Source organism: Dermacoccus sp. MPR-E5 (assembly GCF_058809565.1).
Genome location: NZ_JBXASS010000003.1, coordinates 1 through 21115, shown reverse-complemented (window position 1 = coordinate 21115; position 21115 = coordinate 1). Strand labels below are relative to the sequence as shown.

Here is a 21115-nt window from a genome sequence, read left to right as displayed (position 1 = left end):
AGAGAGAAGATGAGAGGCGATTGTCGCGAATGACTGCCATTCCGTAAACCTCACGATGTCGATGTTGATTGGTCTCGGCCAGGCCTGAGCTCGGACAGCCGGTTAGGTCGCGGACAGCTACGCAACCGGGGCGGAACACCGCGCGCCAAGGTCCTCGAGTGGGACGATCAGCGCACGTCGACAACCGAGGAGAACGCATGGGAAAGCAATCTCGCCGAGCATCCCGCAGGGGACGTCACACTCCGAAACCCGCCGGACTGCGGACAACCATCGCGGTTGCACCCCAGATGGACCCAGACGACAGCAGCAGGGTTGTCCTATCGACCGAACTGCGGCTCGCGCGTAGCGCACTGCTTTACTCGGACCAGGTGGACCTCCTCGCCCCTTCGGTCAGCATCCTGTGGGACTTCGTCGCATTACGCGACGTCGACGAGAACAACATGCTTCGACGCATGGCCCAGCTCAACCCACCAGCCTTGCACCGACTCGGCGTACCCCAAGAGCATCTCGGGAACTTTAAACGGATCATGCGTCGCGCCTCGAAGCAGAGGCCCGGCGCCTCATTGCGCGACGCCTTCGAAGCCGACTGGTTGCCCGTCCTAGACGACATTCGCGGCAACGCCCACCGAGCGCTTCCGCCCGAGGACGCCGAGGCCCTCCACGCCGCAAAACAGGCCGGTGCTCTCAACATCATCGGGGACAACTTCACGCTGGAGGGCGACACCGACGAGCAGATCGAATGGTTCATCGACCGCCTCGCTGCTGGCTTATCCGACCCCGCCTCAGCGCTCCTGCTGGACGCCGTCACCGCCTCACGCCTCCGCGAAGATGGCGCCCTGAATTTCGCCGAAGCAGCGATATCCGTCAGCGCGAAGAAGGCCACGCTCGGCACTCAGCTCATCGAGCACCTGCCAGCCTTCCCGGACGCGCCGATGACCAGCATTCTCGAAGCACGAAGCGACCTCACTGACGAACGTACGAAGTACCGTAACGTGGTCGCAGCCTTCTCGCAACGTCTCGCGTCCGCCCCGCTCGATGAGTCCCTGCCCCACGAGGTCGATACCATGTGGCACGACGAGGTTCGTCCAGCGCTCAACGACCTGAAGAAGTCACTGTCCGCGACCCGCGTCGCCTACGACACCGGGAAAACACTAGCAACCACTCACCTCAACCCGGCCAGTATCAGCGTCACTTTGAGTGCGGTCGGAAACTTTGTCGGCAAACTCCCGGATACTGCGGCACTCGGCGCGGCTGCTGGTGGGGTTGCGGCTACCGCCGTTGTCGAAGCTTTCCGAGCACGCTCCGAGTACAAGAGCCACGAGCTGGTTTACCTCGCCCACCTCGACAAACGGCTAGGACGCTGACCCTTTCTCGCGTAAACAGGTGATGTTCTCACGTCCACCCATCTGGTGATGGGCGCCTCAGTCACGAGGTCGGATCACGAAACGTCGGCGAAGAGGTCCGAGGGAGGGTCTGTCGAGTCGGCTCCAAACTCACGTTGTCGACCCGGTTAAACTCAAAAATCGAGCGGTCGAGGTCCTCTGGCATTCTCGCGCCCCGCTCACAAGCAGGCGGTGCGCGGTCCGGTCCAGGCGGAATCTGGATGTGGTCAAAGATGGCACGGAAGTCATCCGGGGTGAGGGGCTTGGCACCCGTCTAGTCGCGGTCCGAAACTTGTTCGGCGCCAAACCTGACCCCGGCAAAGGTGCCGCAGTATCGGCTTCCATACCCGCTCAGATGTGGCCACTGTCGCGTCATCTCATGGTTACGTTGCGTAACTAAGGGGGCTGTGGACCGGGGCGACCATCGCCCAGGTCTGTGGAGTCGGAACAGCGGGTCGCCGGCCAGCGGTCTTCGTTTTCGTGCTCAATGTGGGCTACACGTCGGCGGCCGGCAACCGAGGAGGCGCCGGTCGGAGCGAATGCCGATTGGTCGTCGTTCGTGCTTGAGTGGGTGCGTGCGAGGCGCGGCGTGCAGACCATGGGGGAATCAGTCTGATCACGGCGGTACGTCGCTCCATCTACGAGGTACTGGCTGGGCACGCATGCAAAGCTGGGCGATATGGAAATCGCTGCGCTGGTGATCTCAGTTCTGGCCTTCTTGGCCTCGGTCTACGCCGTCGTCTATGCCCGCCAATCGGCCAAAGCCGACACGTCGATGGCGCGAATCGAGGGGGAGCGGCGCGCCGAGGAAGTTGCCGATCGTGATCGCGCAGCGGCAGCGGCGATGCGTGCTGATCTGAGCGTCGAGGCGGCTGCGCCTGAGCAAAATAGCAATCCCAGCCTCATTGTTACGAATAACGGAGGAGGGGTCGCGAGGGAGGTCTTGGTTCGAGCCGATGGGCCGGGAATCGCCCCAGATGCGCACGCACGGACGCGCACGACGCTCGAGCCGGGATGTGGGTGGCACCTTGAGTCCATCGGCAGTCCGAACCTGAGAGGCAGTGTGGCCGAAGTCGAAATGACGTGGAAGGATCCTAGCGGCGGAGGCCACGTGGAGGCGCAGATCCGCTTCGAATGACGGCGCATCTTCATGGTGATGGGGCTTACCCATGCCCTGTCCCTGCGCCAAGCGCAATCCGGGCCACCTGGAGCGCTCTACGGTTCAAGGCGATCCGAGTGGGACAAGTTGGTCACCGGCCCGGGCGCTTGGAACGTTGGCGCGCCCTGCTCCGTCGGGCCACGTCCGACGGCAGGCTGTCACGGCGAAGGTGGGGTCACGGTGGAGGTGCCGGGCGGTGGTAGTAAGCATGGGCGAACGCCCTCAGGTGACAGTAGGACTCATGGACGGCTCTAGTCTTTGGCGGCTAGCCTGCCGGAAACCCGAGTTGTCAGTAGTTTGTGCTGGGCTACTGACACAACCAAGCCGATCCGCGATTGGAGTCCCGCATGTCTCCGCTCTCGATGGCCGCAAGCCGTGCGCTTGTCTACGCCCACGAAATGCACGCCCCGATCATTCCTGAGGATGTTCTTGATCCGGACGAACAGGAAGTGGCGTGGGAGGAACTCGTCGGTCTGAAACTCATCATCGACGATCGAACCCTTGCGGGGCGAGGCGGCTTTAACCTCACGGCTCGTGGACGAAGTACAGCGCGCCGACAGAGCCAGCGCGTTCGCCGCGAAAGCGCACAGTGCGCGATCCTGCAGGGCTTGGCGGCGGGTAGTCGCTCCACGGACTCGCTCCAGGCGGAACCCCTGTACGGCGAACCGTTCAGCGACGAGGAGCTTCAGGATGCCGTGCGCGCGTTGCAGGATCGGAAGTGCATCGAGGGGAAGGGTGGTTGGCAAAGTGATGGACATTTGCTGTTTGCCAGCATCACGCCGCTGGGCCGACAGGCCCTTGACTCAGAGTTGGGTCCTGAGGCCTTCGCTCATCACGGAGGGGGGCACGTAAGCGTGGACGCGCGGCAGTACACCCAGCAAGGCAACGGAAATCTCCAACAAAACGGCAACGGCAACACTGCCACGATCAACAACGCGGGCGGCGCCGGCCTCGAGGCCGTTGCAGCCTTCCTCGAACAGATTCGGGGCGCCGAGCGGATCGACCACTCGGCCGACGCCGCACTGAACTCTCAATTGGAACTCGCCGACGACGCAGTCGAGACGAATGACTCCAAGAAGCTGCGAACAGCACTTCAGACGCTGCCGTTCCTTGTGACCACAGCGTTCGGGGAGGACCTTGGGCACGCGATGGCCGAGCAGGCTGGCAACCTTCTGGCATCTCTGCCGATCTGAGACCTGGCGATGGGAACGATCCTCGAGTTGGCGCAGCACGGCGTGAGCGTCGAGACCGGCGACGCCGGCGTCCTCGACCCGCACACCGCCTCGGGTGAAGCGCAGATCAACCTCATGCTCGCGTTCGAGCGGCGCCGGCTCGTAAAGCGCACGAACGAGGGCCTCGCGCGCTGAAGAACTCGGGGTCCGAGTAGGGAAAGATCGTCCAGTGGAGAGCCTCCGCTGAGTCGATCCGACCATGAACGGAGGCGTCTTGTTGGCGAGTATGGTCCTGGATCAGATGCATCTGAACTACCTTGGCCGCTCGACGAATCTGCTCCACGATCCCCCGGCGGGTATGTCCAGCGGCGAGGAGATCCGGTCGGCTGCACGGTCGACATAGAAGCCAGCCTGCTTGTCGAGGTTCCGCTGCCGCGCCAACCCACGGAACGTCTCCAAGTCCGGCAACTGGTAGTACTCGATCCTACGCTCTGGGTCCCAAAATCCACCCAGACCTGACGCAAACTGCTCCGCCACCTGCAGCTTTTCTGCATGTGGTGCGCGGGTGGTGCGTAGGCCGTCCGGAACCCGAACCAGGCCAGGTTCGCGAGGTTCCGCCCCGTAGAGGCCCAAAGGTGCACCCACTCCCACTCGGCAGCCTCGTAAAGCCAGCGCGCCTTCGCCACTTCCTCCATCGCGAGCACCAGGAGCGCCTGAGCCCGGCCGGCACTGCCCCGGTCCGCCAGGGCGTGGGCATCCTCCACAAGCGCCACCGCGTTCGCCATCAGGGACTTCCACCATCGGCGCGCGAAGTCCGCACTGATCTCTTCAACCTGCGGCTCGCCCATGCAGCGAGTATCTCGCGTCACCGGCCGATCCTTGATCAACGTGTCCGGTCAGTACACCTAGTCGGCACCGCTGACCGGTCAGAGGATGCACTCCAAAGTTGTGTAATTGCGATTCCAAAAGATGAGGGAAGGCACGATCGATGGACCTCCAGCTGCAGAACAAGGTCGTGATCGTCACTGGGGCGGGACACGGTATCGGCCTCGCAACGGCTCGGGCCATGGCCGCGGAAGGCGCCCGACTTATCGGCGCAACCCGCACGCCCACCCCGGAGCTCGCCGAGGTGGCCCGGGTCGTGGTGCCCGTTGACCTCACCGACCCCGACGCTGCTTCAGTGGTCACCGAGGCTGCACTCGACCTCGGCGCAGGAATCGACGGCGTCGTGAACTGTGTCGGCGCCGGAGACTTTGGGCCCCAGACCCTCGCCGGGTTCCTTGAGATCCCGGACGAGCAGTGGACCGACCTGCTCGAACGAAACCTCTAAACCGCAATCCGCATGGCCCGGTCCACGTTGCCCCACCTCATCAACAGCCGCGGTGCGATGGTCAACGTTTCGTCAATCAACGCCGCCATCCCCTCCACCGGCCCGGTCGGCTACAGCGAGGCCAAGGCATCGCTGAATGCGCCCCTGCGACGTCACAGTGATGGGCGTAACGTCGAGTCATGGCCAACGTTCGCCCTGCTCGCGTGGATGACGGGCCGCGTCTGGCCGAGATCGACCACGCTTGCTGGTCGCCGATGACCGATCCGAGGAGTCACTGGAGCCCGGGTCGCCCCTTCTTCGGAGTGCCGACAGGAACGCTCGTCGACGAAGTTCTGGTCGCTGCTGAAGGTGATGAAGTGCTGGGGTTCATCAAGATTCGACGAGAACCTAGTGACTTCGGCCAGTGGTACGTGGCTGGGCTCGGTGTGGCACCTGTCGCCCGCCGTCAAGGCCTAGCGCGGAAGCTCATACACGCTGCACTGACAGCAGTTGAGGCCCGGGGTGGTGACAGCGTATGGCTCAGGGTGCTCTCATCCAACGTGGGAGCTGTTGCGCTCTATTCGGCGCTCGGGTTCGCCGAGGTGGCTCGGTTCGCCGACGCATTTGAAGATCGCCCGGGGGTGGATGACTTGCGACTGTCGGCGCAGCTGCCTCTCGCGGGCGCATGAACGGCGGGTTGAGCTACCGGACCGCTGCGATGGTGCAGAGCCTTTCGTTTGAGCTACACCTGTCGGACGGCTTCGATGATGATGACGCAGCCAAGAACGGCGTAGACCGTGGCCGCAAGGTAGTTCAACGCCGCGCTAGCTCGCGGACTGCTAGTGAATCGCTCATGAAAAGTGCCCGCGAGAGCACCGACGGTGCCGTAGAGCACGAACTCGGTGCACACATTGACTGCGCCGAGTAGGGCCATCTGCGCTGTCGTGTTGGTGGCGTGGCCGGTGAAGCGCGGGAGGACGGCGAGGAAGAACAGGATGATCTTGGGGTTCGTCAGGCTGACCGACAGACCCCGCAGGTACCACCGCCCGGCGGCGACGTCGCCGATCGCAGATGCCTCGCGAGCATGGCGCACGGTAGTCACCGACAGCCAGAGCAGATAAGCAGCCCCAAGCAGCTTCAGGCCGGTCAGCAAATCAGGGTGACTTTTGGCGACCTCACCCAGGCCAACAACGACTGCGGCGGCGTAGACGCTCATTCCGGTAGCGATGCCAAGGATCGCTTTGAGCGCGGCTCTGCGCCCTCCCTCGAGTCCGACCGCGAGCATGTACGCCATGTCTGGGCCGGGTGGGATGAGGAACACCAGAATGACACCGAGGAAGCCCGGCAGTACGGACAGGTCGACCACGAGCATCCTCTCCGCCGGCGACGCCCTCGTGGCGCCGCCCTCACGCTACTGCGTCTTCTACCTAGGGCGGGGCGCTGGTTCCCACGGTCCGCGAAACCGTTCGTTTGAGCTACTCGCAAACTCGAGATCATGTGGCTATGTCAAGGTGATCTGGGCCCACGCTGACGGCCTGGTTTGGGCCCACTTCGTCTGTTCTTAGGTCCCGAGGTGGGTGAGCGCTGGTTGGAGCACCTCGTGGAGTCGGTCGACCGCCCGGTGCAGTTCGGATGCTGTGCTGCCGAGGGTTCCCAGAACTGTTGCGACGTCTGCGTGGAAGGTTCCTGTCGTGATCTGTAGCTGGTCCACGCTCGGGACCAGGCCTTTCTCGGTGGTGACCCAGTTTCGGGCGTAGGCGTGCAGCCCGTGGGCACATATCAGCGTGGCGTGCGCGCAACAAAGACCGACGTGCGTGGTGTCACATTTGTCCGCACCTTTGTGTGCGCCATCGAGGTCGAAAGTGACCTGCCACGTGTTCTGGATGAGAGCTTCACGCAACAGGCCTGGGTACGGGTCGAGCCGGCTCTTCCACGTGTCGAGTCGGTGGTGGGGGTCTGCGAGAGGGCGGCCTGTCGCTACTTCGCCGGCGTAGCTGACGTCGAGAAATCCCAGGGGGTGCCCGGGTTGGGTGTGGAAGGCGAAGAGACCGCCCCGTGCTCGTGTGCACTGTTTGTCTACGTGGTCTACGTTGCGAAGGATCCAGTCGACAGGTGTACCGGTAACGCGCAGCCACGCACCTCCCTCGACCCATGCTCCCCATTCCCCTGGCGCAGCAACGGGGACGGGTTCATCGGCGTACTTCGCGGCCAATGTCTGAAGGTGCGCGGTATCGAGATTCGGCCGGGATCCCCGGTTCCCTCCCGTCGACCCGGGCCGTGTGCGCTCGTCCCGGCAGCCGTCGCGGTGGACGCCGCCAGCCCCCGCTCCGGGGCCGGGTCGACGTTGCGAGCCTCGATCCTGCGCGCGGCCGCCCACTCGATGCTGTGCATGCAGAATGCCAGCAGGTGCAGCACGGTCGCGGTGACGAAGGCGAGGCTGGAGAAGTATGTCGTGGTCATCTCGTCTCCTGCGATGAAGTGGTGTCGTGATGGGTCCGAACCGCCGGGTTGGGGGCGGCCAGGTCGAGGTCGCGGACGACGGCGACCAGGTCGTCGGGCAGGCCGGCCCGGCCCTCGGCGCGGTCCAGGCGTGCGATCTCCAGCGTCGAGCGTCCCTGCTGGGAGCGGATCCGGACCCAGACGCGTCGTGGGCGGATGCAGAGGGACAGGCACAGGCCGAGCACAGCGAACGTGATCGCAGCGACCGCGATCGGAGCGCCGGGGGTGTCGCCCACCTGCAGCTTGACCCATCGCTGGACGCCGTCGAGCTGGATCGAGCCCTGGCCGTCGGGCAACTTCTGGATGTAGCCGGGCCGCAGGACGAAGCGCAGCGGCTGCCCGGGCTTCTGCGGATTCCTGATCTGCTGCAGGCCGCGGGTGTTGAGGGAGTAGACGCTCTCGGGCTGACCGGTCTCGACTCCCGGCTCGCCGGACCAGGCGTTCAGGAACAGCTGAGGGTTCAGCGCGTCGGGGAACACCGACCGCGGCCCGTTGGCGTCCACCGCGGCGCTGGGCAGGAAGAACCCTTCGAAGCCGAGTCGGCGCGGGCGGGCGTCGGGTGCCTTGATCGCGCCGGCGGAGGTGAAGTTGCCGTCCTGCGGCAGGAAGATCACCGCTCCGGAGTAGGCGACGTTGCCGTCGCCGTCCTTCACCGTGACCACCGGCGCGTACCCCCAGGCGATCAGATGCACCTTCTGGCCCCCGGCCAGCTCGAGAGGATGGTTGACCTGGAGCGTCTCCCGGCGCGGCCTGGCACCGGGGCGGTCGGTGACGGTGACGACGGCCTTGAACTGCCGGGCCGCTCCTCGCTGCACGTCTCCGGTCTCGAACTTCACGTCGAAGCTGTCGAGCTTGAGGCTGAACGGGGTCAGCGACGACTGGCGGAACAGCGGCCCGGCCTTGAAGTCGTCGTACTGGACCAGGTCGTTGGAGAAGCTGTCGCCGCCGACGACCAGTGCGCGGTCGCCCCGGAAGTTGGTCAGCCAGACCACGGCCACGCGACCAGCAGGAGCACCAGGCTGATGTGGAAGACGAGGTTGCCGGCCTCGCGGAGGTAGCCCCGCTCCGCCGACACCGACCCGTCGTCGTTGCGCGCGACGCGGTAGCGGCGCGCCCTCAGTTGCCTGGCGGCGCGCTCCAGGATCTCGGCCGATCCCGGAGCGTCGCCGGGCAGCTCCGTCGACGCGTAGGCGGGCATCCGACGCAGGTGCCGCGGCGTCCTCGGCGGACGGCGACGGAGGGCGCGCAGGTACACGCCCGTCCGAGGGACGATGCAGCCGATCAGGCTGATGAACAGCAGCAGGTAGATCGCGGACAACCACGGCGAGGTGTACACGTCGAACAGGCCGACCCTCTGATAGATCGGCGCTAACGTCGGGTGCTGCCGGACGAACATGCTGACCATCACCGGCGAGATGTTCTGCTGCGGCACCAATGATCCCGGCACCGCTGCCAGTGCCAGCAGGAACAGCAGGACCAGGGCCGTGCGCATGGTGTCTAGCTGCGTCCACAGGAACCGCAGCCCGCCGGGGAGGCCGATCGACGCTGGGGCCGAGTGGCCGGCGACGGCGTTCGCCGACCTCGCGCTGCCGATCTGGCCGTCGTCGCGCACGTCGTCGTCGGTGCGAGCATTCAGGGCCGCGGGGAATCTCATGATCGGATCCCCTGCCTTACCGAGGACGTCGAGGGCCGCGACGTGCGCCGACGCGCCAGTCGTCCGCCGCGCCGGATGCGCTCACTCATCGGGATCGAAGGCGAAGCTGGAGGCCGGAGCGTCGGTTGCGTTCCGCGGCCCGTAGATCAGCGAGATCTGCCGCCGCTCACCGAGTTCGATCTTCGCCGGGTTGCCTTCGACCAACTTGCCGTCGACATAGGCGCGCAGGCTGTCGGTCTTGGTGTTGTTCAGCCCTCCGACCCCGTCGCCATCGAGCCGGACGTCCCATTCGGCGAACACCTGCCCGAGCGTGTAGACGCCGTCCTTGGTCGGGGACTCGACGTGCAGGACGCCGCGCTCGTCGTGGGTGTGCAGCTCCGACATCGCTCCGGTCCTCGGATCGACGCCGATGGAGGAGGGCACCGCCAGCGGCTGACCGTTGACGGTGATGTCCAGATGGGAGTGGAAATGCGTCGCGGTGCCCTCCATCTTCGAGACCTGGAGGCCGGCGGCCTTCGCCGCCGACTCCGGGTCGGACGGCAGCTGCCAGGGCGGCATGCCGCGCTGTCCTCTAGCGCCGACGACCCCGCCGGCCGCGTCGGGGGAGGAGGTCTGCCGCACGAGCACCCAGATGCCGATGCTCAGCCCGATGGCGACGACAGCGGCGGTGATGCCGTAGGCCACCCGTCGATGCATTCGGGCCCTGGTCTCCTGGCGTCTCATCTCCGCCAGGCGTGCGCGGGCCGATCCGCGTTGACCCGGTGGCGGCGTGGGCCGAGGGTTCCGGCCCTTCGAGTTCTTGCCTGTTCGATTCTGGTTCACGTCTGATTCCCTCGATCGTGCCTGAGGCTCGAGGTCGCTCGAGGAGCTCGGGCCATCGCTGCGCTGGTCGTGGGACCACGGCAGCGGACCGGCCCCGCGAAGGGCTCTCGGAGGGTCCTCAGGATTCTTGCTGGAATAGGGTTCTCGCCGCGGGGCGGGTGATGACGACACCGCCGCCGGGGCGCTTCAGCAGGGCCGCAGACGCAAGGGAGGTCTCCGACGGAACCTCTGCGGGGGAAGGCGCAGAGCAGGGGCGTCATCGGATCGACCGGCCGTCGGTCAGCGGCGAGTGGACCTCAGGTCCGCAGGATCGACAGCTCGATCAGGCTCGGCGGCGTCCTCAGCAGCCATCGCTGGCGGCGTCGCGTCGACGCCGGGCGGCTGGATCGGCAATACCACCAACGTCCGACGGTCCGCCTCTTGTCCAGCGCGGCGATCGCGAACAGCACGAAGACCATCACGCAGCCCGCCGCCGCGAGGCAGCCCATCGGGTCCATCGGGGCTTCGCCGGTCGAAGATCCGCCTGTCGAGGCAGCGGCGCAGCCGGGGCAGCTCATCGGCTCGTGGTGTGCGGAGCCGTCGGCATCTGAGGCTGCTACCGGCTGTCCGAGCACGACGGCCTGGCCCACGGCCGCGTCGGGGGCGGGGGACGCGTCCCCCTGCGACATGAGGTTCATCCCGACGATGCCGACCAGGATGGCGAGCAGAGCACCCCAATGGACGAGCCGGGTCCGGGCGGGCAGTGTTCTATGCACTCGTCCGGACCTCCCATCCTCGTGCCGCCGGCGAGCGGCGGCCTGTCGGCTTCCCCTGTCGTATGTCGTCGTCGAAGCAAGCCCAGCCAAACCGGTGCTCAGATTCGGCCGGCCTGCTCGACGATTCGTATTCGATGAGGACTGCGGGAAGACTGAACACGGAGAATGCATTCCACGGGCGTCGGATGGAGGTGCCTACGGGATTCGAACCCGTGTGGACGGCTTTGCAGGCCGCTGCCTATCCTCTCGGCCAAGGCACCGTGGGTGTCAGCCTTCCTCGCCCGGAGTGAGCCCGGCGACGAGGTTGAACGCTCCGGTGATGATGTTGAGGGAGACGACTCCGACGACGTCGGCGATCGCCCGGTCGCTGTAGCCGAGGGCGCGCAGCTCCTCGACCTGCTCGTCGGTGATGGACGCCGGCGCGCGGTAGACCTGCAGGCCCAGAGCGATGATCGCGGCCAACTCCGGACGGCTCGCGGTGCTCAGCTGCGCGAGCTCGATCTCGTAGTCGGCGACGCCGAGCGACTTGGCCGCCTCGATGTGCGAGGCCAGGCAGAGGCCGCACCCCTGTTGTTCCTGGACCGCGATGGAGATCAGCTCGCTGGTCGCGCGGTCGAGCTTGGCGCGGCGCATGGCCTTGCTCAGGCCGAGGTAGCCGCCGAGCACGGCGGGGGAGTGGGCCATGGTGGCGACCATGTCGCCCACGGTGCCGTGGCGCTCGACGAGGTCGCCGAGCAGCTCGCGGGACGTGCCGGCGGCGGTTTCCGGAGTCAGTGGTTCGAAGCGGGCCATGGGTTCCTCCTCCCCTTTGGGACGGTTGCTGTGGTCGCGGTGCTGGTTCAGGACCGCACGAGACGGTTGATGGCGTCGCTGGCTTCCTGGATCTTGGCGAGGGCCGCGTCGTCGTCGCCCTGCTTGGCGGCGTCGAGGACGCAGTGCTTGAGGTGGTCGTCGAGCAGCCCGGTCGCGACGCCATGCAGGGCCCGGGTGAGCGCCGAGACCTGGGTGAGGATGTCGATGCAGTACTTCTCGTCGTCGATCATCTTGGCGATGCCGCGGGCCTGGCCCTCGATGCGCTTCATGCGCTGGAGGTAGCGGTCCTTGTCGCTGATGTAGCCGTGCTGGTGGTGCTCGGCGTCGATGGCGGTGTCATCGGTGGCGGTGTCGGTGGTCATGAGCGTGTCCTTCACTTCTGGCGATCCAGGACGGAGCGGGTGCTGGCTTGGGGTGTGAGGTCGATGCGCCGCAGCAGCTGGGCGTTGAGTGCGACGACGACGGTGGACAGGGACATCAGGATCGCGCCGACCGACATGGGCAGGACGAACCCGAGGGGTGCGAGGAGGCCTGCCGCGAGCGGCACGGAGAGGAGGTTGTAGCCGGCTGCCCACCACAGGTTCTGCTTCATCTTCCGATAGGCGGCCCGGGAGAGCTGGATGACCGACAGGACGCTGCGCGGGTCGGAGCTGGCGAGGATGACGCCGGCGGAGGCGATGGCGACGTCCGTGCCGGCCCCGATGGCGATGCCGACGTCGGCCTGCGCGAGGGCGGGAGCGTCGTTGACGCCGTCGCCGACCATGGCGACCTTCTTGCCCTCGTGCTGCAGCTGGGCGACCTTAGCGGACTTGTCCTCGGGGCGGACGCCGGCGAAGACGCGGTCGATGCCGAGCTCCTTTCCGACCTCGTTCGCGACGGCCTCGGCGTCGCCGGTGATCATGACGACCTCGACGCCGAGCTCATGGAGGGCGTCGACGGCGTCGCGGGACTCGGACCGGACCTCGTCGGCGAGCTTCAGGCCGCCGATCACCGTCCCGTCCCGGAGGACGTGGAGGATGATCGCGCCCTCGGCGCGCCAGGCGTCGGCGGTGTCGACCTCGGACTGCGCGGTCTCCTCGAGCAGGCGGGGTCCGCCGACGCGGATCTCCCGGCCGGCCACAGTCGCGGTGACACCGACGGCGGGCGAGGAAGAGAAGCCGCTCCCGGGCTCGAATGCGAGGCTGCGGTCCTTGGCGGCGGCGACAATGGCCTTCGCGAGGGGGTGCTCGCTGTCGGCCTCGGCGGAGGCGGCCAGGGCGAGGACCTGGTCGGCGTCCAGGTCGCCGACCGGCTCGACGCCGGTGACGGTGGGCTCGCCCCGGGTCAGCGTGCCGGTCTTGTCGAAGAGAACCGCGTCGACCTGGCGCATGGACTCCAGCGCGAGGCGGTCCTTGACCAGGACGCCGCCGCGGGCGGCGCGCTCGGTGGCGATGGAGACCACCAGCGGGATCGCCAGACCCAGGGCGTGCGGGCAGGCGATCACCAGGACGGTGATGACCCGGACGACCGCGTCGTCGGGGCTGCCGATCAGCGTCCAGGCCACGGCGGTGACCAGCGCGGCTCCGAGGGCGAACCAGAACAGCAGGGCGGCTGCGCGGTCGGCGATGCGCTGTGCGCGTGAGGAAGAGCCCTGCGCCTCGGCGACGAGCCGGTTGATGCCCGCCAGGGCGGTGTCGTCGCCGGTGGCGGTGATCTCGACGCGCAGGCCGGAGTCGGTGGCCACCGTGCCGGCGGTGACCGGGTCGCCCTCGCCGCGGGAGACCGGCCGCGACTCGCCGGTGATCATCGACTCGTCCATGTCTGCACGGCCGTCGACGACGGTGCCATCGGCGGGGACGCTGCCACCGGGCCGGACGATGACCACGTCGCCGACCCGGAGCTCGGCCGGATCGACCGTGACGACGTCGTCGCCCTCGACGCGCTCGGCCTCATCGGGCAGCAGCGCGGCCAGGGAGTCCAGCGCGGAGGTCGTCTGGGCCAGGGAACGCATCTCGATCCAGTGGCCCAGCAGCATGATCACGATCAGCAGCGCCAGCTCCCACCAGAACTCGAGCTCGTGGTGGACGAGCCCAAGCGTGGCGGCCCAGGAGGCGAAGAACGCGACGGTGATCCCGAGGGCGATCAGCAGCATCATCCCCGGCTGGCGGCTCTTCAGCTCACTCCAGGCCCCGGTGAGGAACGGCGTGCCGCCCCAGGCGTACATGACGGTTCCGAGCACCGCGGCGACCCAGCCGGCCCAGCCGGGCACCGAGTAGCCCAGCAGCATGGCGAACATGGGCGAGAGCGCGACGACGGGGACCGCGATGACGAGGTTGATCCAGAACAGCCGGCGGAACTGGCCGACGTGGTCCCCGTGGCCGGCATGTCCGCCGTGGCCGTCGTGGCCGTCGTGCATGTCATGGTCCATGCCGTGGCCCTCGTGCGCCGCGTGAGCGTCCTCGGTCGCCGCGACGGCGGCGTGCGCGCCATGCGGGCCGTGAGCGACCTCGTCGGCGACGTCGCCGTGGTGATGGTGGTGCGCGGTCGGGTCCGTCATTGCTCTTCTCTTCCCCTCGTTGTTCCCCTCGGTCGGGTGTCTGTCTCGCCGCGGGCCCTTTGCGGGCCGACGGCGGAAGGCTCAGGAGGCCGGCTTGATCTCGCTCTCAACGACCCACTTGTGGTTGGTCATCTTCATGCCGCCGGCCTCGTAGTCGACCATGTAGACGGTCTGGTCAGTGGAGAACGCGATGGTGGCCTTCGCGCCCTTCATGCCCTCCATGTGCTCGGCCTCCAGGGTGACCTCGGTGCCGTCGGGCAGCCGCTTGGTGCCGGCGTCCTTGATCTCCTGCTGGACGACCCACTTGTGGTCCTTGACCGGCGCGCCGCCGGTGGTGGGGGTGAAGTTCACTGCGTAGGTGTAGGTGTCGAAAGCGCCGACGATCGTGGCCTTCGCCCCGTCCATGCCCTCCATGTGGTCGGCGGTCAGCGTGACCTTGGTTCCCACCGGGTACTTGGGCGACGTGGCCTCCTCGATGCCCGCGGGAGCGGGGCCCCCGTCCATCGGGTGCTCCATCGACGAGTGGTCCATCCCGCCGTCGCTGCTGGCCGGGGCACTGGCCGAACTGCCGCCCTTGTGACCCTGGTGGCCCTGGTCTCCGCCGGTGCTGCAGCCTGTCAGCACCAGTGCTCCACCGAGCACTCCTGCGGCGATGGTCGTCATGAGGCGCTTGCGCATATGGTCTCCTATCCATTCGATCTGATCTAACCATATACCCCTATAGGGTATATGGCAATCGGCTGGTCGCCGCAGTCGTCGGGGGGGGGGCGCTCCGTCCGGTTGGCGGGGCCGCAGCGACTCAGCGCCGCGGCCCCACGCCCGCCGGGGTTACGCCACGTTGGCGGCGTATGTGGCCGGGTCCGAGTCGAAGGTCGGCCCGCAGCCCGCGCAGCAGAACCAGTACCGCTTCCCGTCATAGTCGCGGAAGAGGCCCTGGGCCTCGGCCGCCGTCTTGCTGACCGCGCTGCCGACCATGACAGGGCAGGTGGTCATGTCGTCGTCGCCTCCGGCGAGGAGGTCCTCGCGCCCGTCGGCGGCAACCGCGTTGGTCTCGGCCACGCTGGTGCTGCAGCAGCAGCCGGTGGGTGCCTGGGATTCGTTGGTCATACTCCGTGGATGCCTTTCATGTATCCGTATGGGTTGGGGTGGGTTCTGCTACATCACTGTTTGGCGACGCTCTTGAACCCGCGCAGGCGGAGGCTGTTGCCGACGACGAAGACGGACGAGAACGCCATCGCCGCGCCTGCGAGCATGGGGTTGAGCATGCCCAGCGCCGCGACCGGGATGGCGGCGACGTTGTAGGCGAAGGCCCAGAACAGGTTGGTCTTGATCGTGCCGAGGGTCTTGCGGGACAGGCGGATCGCGTCGACCGCGGCCCGCAAGTCCCCGCGGACCAGGGTGATGTCGGAGGCCTCGATCGCGACGTCGGTGCCGGTGCCCATCGCCAGGCCGAGGTCGGCCTGCGCGAGCGCGGGGGCGTCGTTGACGCCGTCGCCGACCATGGCGACGACCTTCCCCTCGCTCTGCAGGCGGGTTACGAGGTCGACCTTGTCCTTGGGCAGGACCTCGGCGATGACCTGGTCGATGCCGACCTCGGCAGCGATCCGCTTCGCGACGGCCTCGTTGTCTCCGGTGAGCAGCACCGGGGTCAGGCCCAGACCCTTCAGGCCCGCGATGGCCTCGGCGCTGGTGGGCTTCACTGTGTCGGCGACAATGAGGACCCCGCGAGCCTGCCCGTCCCAGCCGACGGCGACGACGGTCTTGCCCTCGCTCTCGGCCGCGGCCTTGGCGGCGGCGACGTCGGGGGAGAGGCGCTGGGACCAGTCGGCCAGCAGGGACTCCCGGCCGACGAGCACTGCGTGCCCGTCGACGACGCCCTGCACGCCCTTGCCTTCGATGTTGGCGAAATCCTCGGGGGTGGGCAGGGTGCTGACCTCCTGGACCGCGCCCTTGGCGATGGCCTGGGCGATGGGGTGCTCGGAGGCGTCCTCCAGCGCGCCGGCCAGGCGGAGCAGCTCGGCGCGGTCGGTGCCGGGCTCGGTGATCGCCTGGACCAACGTCATCTTCCCGGTGGTGACGGTGCCGGTCTTGTCCAGCACGACGGTGTCGACCTTGCGGGTGGACTCGAGCACCTCGGGGCCCTTGATGAGCACGCCCATCTGCGCGCCGCGGCCGGTGCCGACCAGCAGCGCGGTCGGGGTGGCGAGGCCGAGCGCGCAGGGGCAGGCGATCACGAGGACCGCCACGGTGGCGGTAAATGCGGCCGAGACGCCGAATCCGGAGACCAGCCACGCGACCAGGGCGACAATCGCGATCGCGATGACGATCGGCACGAACACCCCGGAGATCCGGTCGGCCAGCCGCTGGACGGCGGCCTTGCCGGACTGGGCGTCCTCGACCAGCTTGGCCATCTGCGCCAGCTGGGTGTCGGAGCCGACCCGTGTCGCCTGGACGACGAGGCGTCCACCGGCGTTGACGGTCGCTCCGGTGACCGGGTCGCCCGGTGCGACCTCCACCGGCACCGATTCGCCGGTGAGCATGGATGCGTCCACGGCGGAGGTGCCGGAGACGACAGTGCCGTCGGTGGCGATCTTCTCTCCGGGGCGGACGACGAACTCGTCGCCAACGGCCAGCTCTGCGGTCGGGATCTTGACCTCGGCCCCGCCGCGCAAGACCGAGACCTCCTTCGCTCCGAGATCGAGCAAGGTGCGCAGGGCCGCGCCTGCCTGGCGCTTGGACCGCTTCTCGAAGTAGCGACCGGCGAGGATGAACATCGTTACCCCGGCGGCGGCCTCGAGGTAGATGTTGCCCGCGCCGTCGGAGCGGGCCAGCGCGAACTCGAACGGGTGCTTCATCCCCGGCATACCGGCGTGGCCGAAGAACAGCGCGTACAGCGACCACAGGAACGCCGCCGCGGTGCCCATCGAGACGAGCGTGTCCATCGTTGCGGTGCCGTGCTTGAGGTTAGTCCACGATGCCTTGTGGAACGGCCAGCCCGCCCACACGATCACCGGCGCGGCCAGGGTCAGCGAGGCCCACTGCCAGTAGGTGAACTGCAGGGCCGGGATCATCGCCATCGCGATCACCGGGACGGTGAGCACGATCGACCCGATCAGCCGCTGCTTGAGCGAGGTCAGCTCGGGATCGGCGGCATCGCCGTCCTCGGATGCGGCCCCGTCAGCCTCGGTGTCCTTGGGCTTCGGCAGCGCGGCGGTGTAGCCGGTCTTCTCAACCTCGGCGACCAGCAGCGCAGAGTCGTAGCCGGCGGGCACGGTGACCTTGGCCTTCTCGGTGGCATAGTTCACCGACGCGACGACGCCGTCGAGCTTGTTGAGCTTGCGCTCGATCCGGTTCGCGCACGAGGCACAGGTCATCCCGCCGATGTCGAGCTCGATGCCGGCGTCCGCGCTGAGCGGCGCTGGTGCAGTCATCCTCTGTTCCTTCTCTCCTCCGGGCCCTGCGGCGTCCGGCTCGTGCGCAGGGGCGGTCATGTCGCCCATGCGATCGGTGGTGCGCGCTCAGCCCCGTCGCCGACGCGGTGGACGGGGAGCCTGAGCCACGCTGGTGGTGTCGTCAGGCGCGGACGGCCGTGTAGCCGGCCTCCTCGACGGCGGCCAGGACCTTCGCGTCGTCGATCTCGCCGGAGCTGGAGACGACGAGCTTCCCGGTCTGCGCGCTGACCTCGACCTCTTCGACGCCGGCGACCTCGCCGACCTCCTCGCGCACCGACATCTCGCAGTGCCCGCAGGTCATGCCCGTTACCTGATACTCGTTCGCAGCCATCGGATCTCCTCATTCGTGGGGTACCCCCAGTGGGTACTGTACGAGGGCAACCATATACCCCCACTGGGTATTCCCGCAAGACCGTCCGAGCTTGTCGCCGACCGGACTCGCCGCGTCGAAGGGATACGCCACCGGGGTATGGTTGGGTTGTGGAGACCGCGAGCGACGAACCCCGCCTCAGTCGCCCCCGGCTGCAGCTTTTCGTCGTCGCCGCGCTGCTGATCGCGGGCCTCCTCGGCATGCACGCGCTGGTCGGCGGGCCCACAGCTGCGGCTGCCTCGATGACGTCGTCGGGTCACGCGTCCCTGTCGTCGCACGGCATGATCGGCGCGCCGACCGCCGCTCCCGTGCTGACCGCGTCCGGAGCGCACGGCACGGTGCACGGCTCCGGCGGCTGCGCGGACGCCATGAGCGGCGGCGGCGGATGCACCTGCGTCTCCGTACCGACCGGCAAGAGCGTCCCGGCCCTGCCGGCCCCGGTCGCCGCGAGCCTGCCCGGACTCGTCCCCGCACCCGAGCCGACGCCGCCGACCCAGACGCCTCGCCGGCTCGCGCTGACCCACCTGGAGCTGTCGATCCATCGAACGTGAGTAGCCGGGAGCACCGACACGGCGTTCACCGCCCAACGCGGCTGGTACTTGAACCCGCCGCACCTGCCACGGCATCGCGTCCCATGACGCCGGGGCCTCGCCTGGGCCCCGCCTGGGCCCAGCGGCCCTGCGCGCCCGATCACCCGTTGATCGCCGAGCGCGCCGGGCTCGATGCCGTGGCACCGCTCACCATCGACACATAAGGACATCACCCATGCACTCCAGCCTGAACCGCCGCCAGTTCCTGTCACTCGGCGCACTGACCCTCACCGCAGCAGGCCTGGCCGGCTGCAGCTCCACCATCAAGAAGACGCCCTCGTTCGTCCGGCCCGACGGTGCCGCGGTCACGGCGGTCGAGGCGAAGCGCCGCAGCACCGGGGCCGTCGTGCAGCGCGCCCTGACCGCCGAGCCGGTCACCCTCGACCTCGGCGGCAAGACGGCCAAGACGTGGGCCTACCGCGGAGCATCGGCGACCGAGCCGCTGCGCGGCGACGTCGGCGACACCCTGAAGGTCGCCCTCACCAACAGCCTCCCGGACCCGACCACAGTGCACTGGCACGGCCTCGCGCTGCGCAACGACATGGACGGCGTCCCGAACCTCACCCAGGAGCCCGTCCAGCCCGGCGGCTCCTTCGCCTACGAGTTCACGCTCCCCGAGCCGGGCACGTTCTGGTTCCACCCGCACGTCGGCACGCAGCTCGACCGCGGCCTCTACGCGCCGCTGATCATCGACGACCCCAACGAGAAGGCCGACTACGACAAGGAGTGGGTCATCGTCCTGGACGACTGGCTCGACGGCGTCACCGCGACCCCCGACGAGGTCCTCAAGGAACTGAGCAAGGGCATGATGGACCACGGCGGCATGGACATGGGGCCGATGCGGATGGGCAACACCCTGATGGGAGCGACCTCGCCGCTGCTCGGCGGCGACGCCGGCGACGTCTACTACCGCCTCTACCTGATCAACGGCAAGCCCGCCAACGATCCCCAGACCTTCACCGCCAAGCCCGGCGAGAAGATCAGGCTGCGAGTGATCAACGCCGGTGGCGACACCGCCTTCCGCTTCGGCGTCGCCGAGCACCCGCTCACCATCACCCACGCGGACGGCTTCCCGGTCCAGCCCCACAAGGCCGAGAGCGTCGTGCTCGGCATGGGGGAGCGCTACGACACGGTCATCACCGCCGGCGACGGCGCGTTCGCCGTCATCGCCGAGGCCCTCGGCAAGCAGGACCAGGCCCTCGCCGTCCTGCGCACCGGTTCCGGCTCCACCCCGACGAAGAAGACGAAGCTCCCGCAGACGAAGACCCCCGCCACCGCAGCCGACCTCAAAGCCGCCGACACGGTCAGGCTGCCGCAGCGCGCCGTCGATCGCACGGTCGCCCTGGAACTGACCGGGGGCATGGAGAAGTACGACTGGGCTATCAACGGCAAGCGCATGGACATGGACCAGCCGATGCGCGACGCCCTCAGCATCAAGGAGGACGAGCGGATCGCCCTCGAGTTCAAGAACTCGACCACGATGTGGCACCCGATGCACCTGCACGGGCACACCTACCAGCTCCCCGACGGCGGGCCGCGCAAGGACACCGCGATCGTCCTGCCCGGCACGACGCTGCGCGTCGAGTTCGACGCCGACAACCCCGGACGGTGGCTCACGCACTGCCACAACGTCTACCACGGCGAGGCCGGGATGATGACGGCGATCGCCTACCAGACGTCCTGATCCGACGAACGTTCGGGGGCGCGGCGACCGCGCCTCCGCGCCCCCGAGCCGTCGCGGCGTTCCGAAGTAGACGGAGCGATCCGGCACCTGCAATAATCTGCGTATGGACGCAGATAAGCAGAGATGCGGATTGGACCCGGACAGCCAGTACGTGGAGCTTGCGGTCGAGGTGTTCGGTCTGCTCGCCGACGCGACCCGGGTACGGATCATCCTGGCCCTGCGCGCCAGCGACGAGCTGTCGGTCAACCATCTCGCCGACATCGTCGACAAGTCGCCCGCCGCGGTCTCCCAGCACCTGGCGAGGCTGCGCATGGCTCGGATCGTGTCCACCCGGCAGGAGGGCCAGCGGGTCTTCTACCGACTGGAGAACGAGCACGCCTCACAGCTCGTGACCGACGCGATCTTCCAGGCCGAGCACTCCGTCGCCGAGGGGCACGTCCCGGCACACCACCACCAGGAACGAGAACGAGCATGACCCAGCACTGAAGCGCCCTGGGTTTCGTTCCGCGCTTATGTGGTGACGAGGGTTCTCGTCTGGGATTGATCGTAGGACGCTTCGACCTGGACCGGCGTGCGGTAGCCGAGTGCTTCGTGCAGGCGCTGGTGGTTCCACCAGGTCACCCATTCCGATGTCGCCAACTCGACCGCCGACGTCGACGGCCATGTCGTGCGTGAGTAGATCAGTTCGGCCTTGTACAACCCGTTGACCGTCTCAGCCAAGGCGTTGTCGTACGAATCGCCCACTGTCCCCACCGAAGGCGCGACGCCGTGCTCGGCCAGTGTGTCGGTGTAGGCCAGGCTGACGTACTGGGCAGGTTCAACCAGTCGTTGCAACACCGGCTTGTTCGAGTGATCGTAGTTGCTCGTCGAAGACCTCTGCGGGGGTTCGCCAGCCGAGGACTTTGCGTGGCCGGTTGT

Annotated in this window: 22 protein-coding genes, 1 tRNA gene and 2 pseudogenes; 9 read left to right on the top strand and 16 right to left on the bottom strand. The window is 67.6% G+C overall.

Annotation, left to right across the window (positions count from 1 at the left end):
* The first annotated feature begins 368 nt into the window (after nt 1-368).
* From AC1RS9_RS02600 to AC1RS9_RS02585, 4 genes are all read left to right on the top strand, one after another.
* Nucleotides 369-1364, top strand: a complete 996-nt coding sequence (locus AC1RS9_RS02600) for a hypothetical protein (RefSeq protein WP_006944346.1) — start codon at nt 369-371, stop codon at nt 1362-1364.
* A gap of 697 nt (nt 1365-2061) precedes the next feature.
* On the top strand, nt 2062-2520 hold the full coding sequence (locus AC1RS9_RS02595; RefSeq protein WP_040014152.1) for a DUF8453 domain-containing protein: 459 nt from the start codon (nt 2062-2064) through the stop codon (nt 2518-2520).
* Between the two features lie 368 nt (nt 2521-2888).
* A complete protein-coding gene (locus AC1RS9_RS02590; protein WP_139023494.1) occupies nt 2889-3734 on the top strand; it encodes a hypothetical protein in 846 nt (281 codons plus the stop codon).
* 9 nt (nt 3735-3743) lie between these two features.
* The gene (locus AC1RS9_RS02585) at nt 3744-3908 is read left to right on the top strand and encodes a recombinase family protein (RefSeq protein ID WP_006943256.1); all 165 of its coding nucleotides are present in this window, start codon (nt 3744-3746) and stop codon (nt 3906-3908) included.
* Between the two features lie 117 nt (nt 3909-4025).
* Here AC1RS9_RS02585 and AC1RS9_RS02580 read toward each other — a convergent pair whose 3' ends face one another.
* Both AC1RS9_RS02580 and AC1RS9_RS02575 read right to left on the bottom strand, forming a co-directional pair.
* Nucleotides 4026-4250, bottom strand: a complete 225-nt coding sequence (locus tag AC1RS9_RS02580) for a hypothetical protein (protein WP_254653945.1) — start codon at nt 4248-4250, stop codon at nt 4026-4028.
* A 161-nt stretch (nt 4251-4411) separates the two neighbouring features.
* Nucleotides 4412-4498 (bottom strand): annotated as a pseudogene (locus tag AC1RS9_RS02575) (AbiV family abortive infection protein); the annotation flags it as partial.
* A gap of 203 nt (nt 4499-4701) precedes the next feature.
* Between AC1RS9_RS02575 and AC1RS9_RS02570 the strand changes: the two are divergent.
* Entirely contained in the window at nt 4702-5043 is a 342-nt protein-coding gene (locus tag AC1RS9_RS02570) for an SDR family NAD(P)-dependent oxidoreductase (RefSeq protein ID WP_006943254.1), read from the top strand.
* A gap of 179 nt (nt 5044-5222) precedes the next feature.
* Nucleotides 5223-5711 carry a GNAT family N-acetyltransferase gene (locus AC1RS9_RS02565; protein ID WP_136788267.1) on the top strand — a complete coding sequence of 163 codons (489 nt, stop codon included), beginning with the start codon at nt 5223-5225 and terminating at the stop codon, nt 5709-5711.
* 53 nt (nt 5712-5764) lie between these two features.
* On the opposite strand, the gene AC1RS9_RS02560 is transcribed toward AC1RS9_RS02565, so the two are convergent.
* The 13 genes from AC1RS9_RS02560 to AC1RS9_RS02500 form a co-directional block, all read right to left on the bottom strand.
* Nucleotides 5765-6394 carry a LysE family translocator gene (locus AC1RS9_RS02560; RefSeq protein WP_371168040.1) on the bottom strand — a complete coding sequence of 210 codons (630 nt, stop codon included), beginning with the start codon at nt 6392-6394 and terminating at the stop codon, nt 5765-5767.
* 1084 nt (nt 6395-7478) lie between these two features.
* The gene (locus AC1RS9_RS02555) at nt 7479-8519 is read right to left on the bottom strand and encodes a cytochrome c biogenesis ResB family protein (RefSeq protein WP_205747109.1); all 1041 of its coding nucleotides are present in this window, start codon (nt 8517-8519) and stop codon (nt 7479-7481) included.
* Entirely contained in the window at nt 8501-9175 is a 675-nt protein-coding gene (locus AC1RS9_RS02550) for a cytochrome c biogenesis ResB family protein (protein WP_006944953.1), read from the bottom strand. The genes AC1RS9_RS02555 and AC1RS9_RS02550 overlap by 19 nt, the downstream gene beginning before the upstream one ends.
* Nucleotides 9176-9256: 81 nt before the next feature.
* Entirely contained in the window at nt 9257-9859 is a 603-nt protein-coding gene (locus AC1RS9_RS02545) for a hypothetical protein (protein ID WP_050786494.1), read from the bottom strand.
* Nucleotides 9860-10293: 434 nt separating this feature from the next.
* Nucleotides 10294-10674, bottom strand: coding sequence for a hypothetical protein (locus AC1RS9_RS02540; RefSeq protein ID WP_006944944.1), 381 nt, complete (start codon nt 10672-10674; stop codon nt 10294-10296).
* Between the two features lie 264 nt (nt 10675-10938).
* A tRNA-Cys gene (locus AC1RS9_RS02535) sits at nt 10939-11012 on the bottom strand.
* 7 nt (nt 11013-11019) lie between these two features.
* Entirely contained in the window at nt 11020-11544 is a 525-nt protein-coding gene (locus AC1RS9_RS02530; protein WP_006944983.1) for a carboxymuconolactone decarboxylase family protein, read from the bottom strand.
* 47 nt (nt 11545-11591) lie between these two features.
* Nucleotides 11592-11927, bottom strand: a complete 336-nt coding sequence (locus tag AC1RS9_RS02525; protein ID WP_170957177.1) for a metal-sensitive transcriptional regulator — start codon at nt 11925-11927, stop codon at nt 11592-11594.
* An 11-nt stretch (nt 11928-11938) separates the two neighbouring features.
* A complete protein-coding gene (locus AC1RS9_RS02520; RefSeq protein ID WP_136788265.1) occupies nt 11939-14101 on the bottom strand; it encodes a heavy metal translocating P-type ATPase in 2163 nt (720 codons plus the stop codon).
* An 81-nt stretch (nt 14102-14182) separates the two neighbouring features.
* Nucleotides 14183-14779, bottom strand: a complete 597-nt coding sequence (locus tag AC1RS9_RS02515) for a YdhK family protein (RefSeq protein WP_136788264.1) — start codon at nt 14777-14779, stop codon at nt 14183-14185.
* A 150-nt stretch (nt 14780-14929) separates the two neighbouring features.
* Nucleotides 14930-15208, bottom strand: coding sequence for a YHS domain-containing protein (locus AC1RS9_RS02510; protein ID WP_259922120.1), 279 nt, complete (start codon nt 15206-15208; stop codon nt 14930-14932).
* 53 nt (nt 15209-15261) lie between these two features.
* Nucleotides 15262-17532 carry a heavy metal translocating P-type ATPase gene (locus tag AC1RS9_RS02505; RefSeq protein WP_136788262.1) on the bottom strand — a complete coding sequence of 757 codons (2271 nt, stop codon included), beginning with the start codon at nt 17530-17532 and terminating at the stop codon, nt 15262-15264.
* Nucleotides 17533-17674: 142 nt separating this feature from the next.
* Nucleotides 17675-17884: a heavy-metal-associated domain-containing protein gene (locus AC1RS9_RS02500; RefSeq protein WP_136788261.1), complete on the bottom strand. Its 210-nt coding sequence runs from the start codon at nt 17882-17884 to the stop codon at nt 17675-17677.
* 149 nt (nt 17885-18033) lie between these two features.
* On the opposite strand from AC1RS9_RS02500, the gene AC1RS9_RS02495 reads away from it, so the two are divergent.
* The 3 genes from AC1RS9_RS02495 (at nt 18034) to AC1RS9_RS02485 (ending at nt 20672) form a co-directional block, all read left to right on the top strand.
* Entirely contained in the window at nt 18034-18474 is a 441-nt protein-coding gene (locus AC1RS9_RS02495; RefSeq protein WP_136788260.1) for a hypothetical protein, read from the top strand.
* A gap of 214 nt (nt 18475-18688) precedes the next feature.
* Nucleotides 18689-20197 (top strand): multicopper oxidase family protein, encoded by a 1509-nt coding sequence (locus AC1RS9_RS02490; protein ID WP_492920409.1) that lies wholly within the window; start codon nt 18689-18691, stop codon nt 20195-20197.
* 103 nt (nt 20198-20300) lie between these two features.
* Nucleotides 20301-20672 carry an ArsR/SmtB family transcription factor gene (locus AC1RS9_RS02485; RefSeq protein WP_006944961.1) on the top strand — a complete coding sequence of 124 codons (372 nt, stop codon included), beginning with the start codon at nt 20301-20303 and terminating at the stop codon, nt 20670-20672.
* Between the two features lie 35 nt (nt 20673-20707).
* Here AC1RS9_RS02485 and AC1RS9_RS02480 read toward each other — a convergent pair.
* Nucleotides 20708-21010 (bottom strand): annotated as a pseudogene (locus AC1RS9_RS02480) (transposase); the annotation flags it as partial.
* Nucleotides 21011-21115 lie beyond the last annotated feature (105 nt).

What these genes read in the sequence shown, in the direction of transcription:
- AC1RS9_RS02505 (WP_136788262.1), bottom strand. Translation starts at nt 17,532, where the DNA reads ATGACTGCACCAGCGCCGCTCAGCGCGGACGCCGGCATCGAGCTCGAC.
- AC1RS9_RS02565 (WP_136788267.1), top strand. Translation starts at nt 5,223, where the DNA reads ATGGCCAACGTTCGCCCTGCTCGCGTGGATGACGGGCCGCGTCTGGCC.
- AC1RS9_RS02550 (WP_006944953.1), bottom strand. Translation starts at nt 9,175, where the DNA reads ATGAGATTCCCCGCGGCCCTGAATGCTCGCACCGACGACGACGTGCGC.
- AC1RS9_RS02490 (WP_492920409.1), top strand. Translation starts at nt 18,689, where the DNA reads ATGCACTCCAGCCTGAACCGCCGCCAGTTCCTGTCACTCGGCGCACTG.
- AC1RS9_RS02590 (WP_139023494.1), top strand. Translation starts at nt 2,889, where the DNA reads ATGTCTCCGCTCTCGATGGCCGCAAGCCGTGCGCTTGTCTACGCCCAC.
- AC1RS9_RS02570 (WP_006943254.1), top strand. Translation starts at nt 4,702, where the DNA reads ATGGACCTCCAGCTGCAGAACAAGGTCGTGATCGTCACTGGGGCGGGA.
- AC1RS9_RS02515 (WP_136788264.1), bottom strand. Translation starts at nt 14,779, where the DNA reads ATGCGCAAGCGCCTCATGACGACCATCGCCGCAGGAGTGCTCGGTGGA.
- AC1RS9_RS02595 (WP_040014152.1), top strand. Translation starts at nt 2,062, where the DNA reads ATGGAAATCGCTGCGCTGGTGATCTCAGTTCTGGCCTTCTTGGCCTCG.
- AC1RS9_RS02530 (WP_006944983.1), bottom strand. Translation starts at nt 11,544, where the DNA reads ATGGCCCGCTTCGAACCACTGACTCCGGAAACCGCCGCCGGCACGTCC.
- AC1RS9_RS02500 (WP_136788261.1), bottom strand. Translation starts at nt 17,884, where the DNA reads ATGGCTGCGAACGAGTATCAGGTAACGGGCATGACCTGCGGGCACTGC.
- AC1RS9_RS02525 (WP_170957177.1), bottom strand. Translation starts at nt 11,927, where the DNA reads ATGACCACCGACACCGCCACCGATGACACCGCCATCGACGCCGAGCAC.
- AC1RS9_RS02520 (WP_136788265.1), bottom strand. Translation starts at nt 14,101, where the DNA reads ATGACGGACCCGACCGCGCACCACCATCACCACGGCGACGTCGCCGAC.
- AC1RS9_RS02485 (WP_006944961.1), top strand. Translation starts at nt 20,301, where the DNA reads ATGGACGCAGATAAGCAGAGATGCGGATTGGACCCGGACAGCCAGTAC.
- AC1RS9_RS02540 (WP_006944944.1), bottom strand. Translation starts at nt 10,674, where the DNA reads ATGAACCTCATGTCGCAGGGGGACGCGTCCCCCGCCCCCGACGCGGCC.
- AC1RS9_RS02585 (WP_006943256.1), top strand. Translation starts at nt 3,744, where the DNA reads ATGGGAACGATCCTCGAGTTGGCGCAGCACGGCGTGAGCGTCGAGACC.
- AC1RS9_RS02510 (WP_259922120.1), bottom strand. Translation starts at nt 15,208, where the DNA reads ATGACCAACGAATCCCAGGCACCCACCGGCTGCTGCTGCAGCACCAGC.
- AC1RS9_RS02560 (WP_371168040.1), bottom strand. Translation starts at nt 6,394, where the DNA reads ATGCTCGTGGTCGACCTGTCCGTACTGCCGGGCTTCCTCGGTGTCATT.